The sequence below is a fragment of the Bartonella sp. CL63NXGY genome, from assembly GCF_042194905.1.
Taxonomy (GTDB): domain Bacteria; phylum Pseudomonadota; class Alphaproteobacteria; order Rhizobiales; family Rhizobiaceae; genus Bartonella.
The window spans coordinates 1-2,277 of the sequence record NZ_JBHINK010000048.1; the positions used below are offsets into that span (position 1 = coordinate 1).

The window sequence follows — 2,277 nt, forward strand, 5'->3', positions numbered from 1 at the left end:
GCTATATCTTCAGGGGGGAGTTTTATTTTAGCATCGCGATAGGTTGTATAAGCTATGCGACCAAGCTTTTTCATGAGTCCAGCAGGGATAGTTTGTGGTTTAAAACCCGCTGCTTTCGCTTTTGCCATGTCACTAAACATTTCACCTTCACCCGTAACGAGCCAATGAGGATTAATGTTATAGACTCTATGATAGGCGTTAATTGCTGAGGATGTTGGTTCGTGTGCTCCGATTTCATAATTGGCAAGAGTAGTGCGTTGTAAATTAAGGCGTTGCGCAAAAGCACCGCGTTCTTCATTTCCGAGTACTCGTCTTATTTCACGTAATCGTTTTGCGAGTTCTGTTTTAGGTTCTTTTTCAGGGCGTGCCAAAAAAAATCACTCCAAACGCCAAAAAACTGTTTACAAAGACAGATATTTGGCGTATACCTCATATTACCGCCCGATATAGAGGGCAGATATTTTACAATTAACCCCACAAAAAACGGATGGTTTGAGCATTCGTTTGAAGCAGGAGCGAAAGTTATGACAACCACCCAAACATGCATTCAAGTATGGGATCGCCATAGTATTTTAGCTGAGCTACGCCGCCGTAATATGACCTTGGCGGAGCTCGCGAAAGCTTATCAACTCTCGTCATCCAGTGTTCAACACATTTGGACACGGTCTAACGAGAAAGCCGAACGTGCTATTGCCGATTTTATCGGTTTGCCCGTCGAGCAGGTTTTTAGCGACCGCTACCCCAAAAGTCGCCGTCGCATTTTTAAAGCAGCAAAACATGCCAATACAGATTCGCGTGCGCATTCTGCTTTGCGCGGTAATGCTGCTTGAACTTCGTTACACGGCTTTGCGTTTTTGCGCATTTGCCATGAATTTAAATACCATAAGATAAAAAGGTTTATCAATGTCTAAAGATCAGTACGAAATAGGCAAGATAAATTGCAGAGAGTTGCATCATAGAACAGCCGTTTGCATGGGTTGGTTCTGGCGATTAGGGGGTGGTCATATTGTTTTTATAGGGGGTGGTTATGGTTGCTGCTTGTAATTTATGGACCCCAGATGTCAGAAACGATATCGTTAATCCTTATTCAGAAGTTGAACGTTTACAGGTGATGCTTTCCTGTTCTTTAAAAGCCGTGAGTAGTGGATTTAAGCATCTGCCGATCCGGTATATTATTGACCCCCCGCATGGCTTATTTGATGCGGCGTTAGCACGACAGATTGTTATTCATATTTTGCATTATCAGTTTGAGGTGCCACGGCGGCGTATTGTTGCGATACAGGCACGTCAGCGGACTTCTATTTCTCTATCTATGCAAGTGATTAACCGGCGTTTGGAAGAACCCGTTTTTGCGAAAGCTTATCGAAGATGGGCAGGGCGTGCGATGGATTTATTCTTTAAAGAGATCAGAAAGGCGGCGGCGTGATGGCACAGTTTCAAAAGCTTGCTCTTGATGTGATTGTGGTACCGGAGCGTATACGCCCTGTAGATGATGAGCATGCCAAGGCGCTTGCACAATCAATAGTGCGGGAGGGATTGATGAATCCGATTACGGTGCGCCATACCCCCAATGCTAAAGAGGGCAATTATACGCTTATTGCTGGTGCGCATCGGCTTCGTGCTGCGGAGCTTTTGGGCTATAGTGACATTGATGCGGTTGTGGTGCAGGCGGATAAGGACAATGCTGCGCTTTTAGAGGTTGCTGAAAACCTCTTTCGCAATGAGTTGTCTGTTATTGACCGTGCGCTTTTTGTCCAGACTTACCGCGAATTGTGGGAAAAAAAGTATGGGGAGATTCAACGTGGCGGTGACCATGGTAATCAATATACAAAGGACAAAATGGCAAAGGGTAAAGTTTACCCTTTGCCAAAAGATAGTTCTTCAGAGCATAATGAAACTGGGTGTGAAGGGGACAAAGTGGCAAAGGTGCAAGTTGCACCTTTGCCAAATGATGGTGACTTAAATGGCAAAGTGCAAAGTTTGCACTTTGCCAAACATGTGGCAGATCGTATTGGTTTATCGAAGGAGTCTGTGAAACTCCTCAATCGTATTTCCCAGCATTTACAGCCGGAGTTGCGCTCTGTTTTGCGGGGGACGGCATTGGCTGATAATCAAGCGCAGTTGTTAAAATTAGCAAAGATGGAGCCGGTTGCGCAACGGCGGGTGGCGATTGCTTTGCAACAGGTTGAGGGGGATTTACGGCGGGCTGTTGATTTGGTCAATGGGATTAATACACCTCCGCAAATTAATGAACAAGAGCGGGTTTTTGCTCAGTTA

5 protein-coding genes are annotated in these 2,277 nt (G+C 45.2%); 4 read left to right on the forward strand and 1 reads right to left on the reverse strand.

The window, feature by feature from the left end; translation table 11 throughout:
- Nucleotides 1-371, reverse strand: a 371-nt coding sequence (locus tag ACFIK0_RS09045) for a helix-turn-helix domain-containing protein (RefSeq protein WP_375663868.1), incomplete at its 3' end; no start/stop codon positions are given.
- 153 nt (nt 372-524) lie between these two features.
- On the opposite strand from ACFIK0_RS09045, the gene ACFIK0_RS09050 reads away from it, so the two are divergent.
- The 4 genes from ACFIK0_RS09050 to ACFIK0_RS09065 form a co-directional block, all read left to right on the forward strand.
- On the forward strand, nt 525-830 hold the full coding sequence (locus ACFIK0_RS09050) for a helix-turn-helix transcriptional regulator (protein WP_005864619.1): 306 nt from the start codon (nt 525-527) through the stop codon (nt 828-830).
- Between the two features lie 73 nt (nt 831-903).
- A complete protein-coding gene (locus ACFIK0_RS09055) occupies nt 904-1,044 on the forward strand; it encodes a hypothetical protein (protein ID WP_375663869.1) in 141 nt (46 codons plus the stop codon).
- Nucleotides 1,028-1,426 carry a hypothetical protein gene (locus ACFIK0_RS09060; RefSeq protein WP_038474380.1) on the forward strand — a complete coding sequence of 133 codons (399 nt, stop codon included), beginning with the start codon at nt 1,028-1,030 and terminating at the stop codon, nt 1,424-1,426. The genes ACFIK0_RS09055 and ACFIK0_RS09060 overlap by 17 nt, the downstream gene beginning before the upstream one ends.
- Nucleotides 1,426-2,277: ParB/RepB/Spo0J family partition protein (locus tag ACFIK0_RS09065; protein WP_375663870.1), on the forward strand; the 852-nt coding region annotated here is incomplete at its 3' end. The genes ACFIK0_RS09060 and ACFIK0_RS09065, both read left to right, overlap by 1 nt.

What these genes read in the sequence shown, in the direction of transcription:
- ACFIK0_RS09060 (WP_038474380.1), top strand. Translation starts at nt 1,028, where the DNA reads ATGGTTGCTGCTTGTAATTTATGGACCCCAGATGTCAGAAACGATATC.
- ACFIK0_RS09050 (WP_005864619.1), top strand. Translation starts at nt 525, where the DNA reads ATGACAACCACCCAAACATGCATTCAAGTATGGGATCGCCATAGTATT.
- ACFIK0_RS09055 (WP_375663869.1), top strand. Translation starts at nt 904, where the DNA reads ATGTCTAAAGATCAGTACGAAATAGGCAAGATAAATTGCAGAGAGTTG.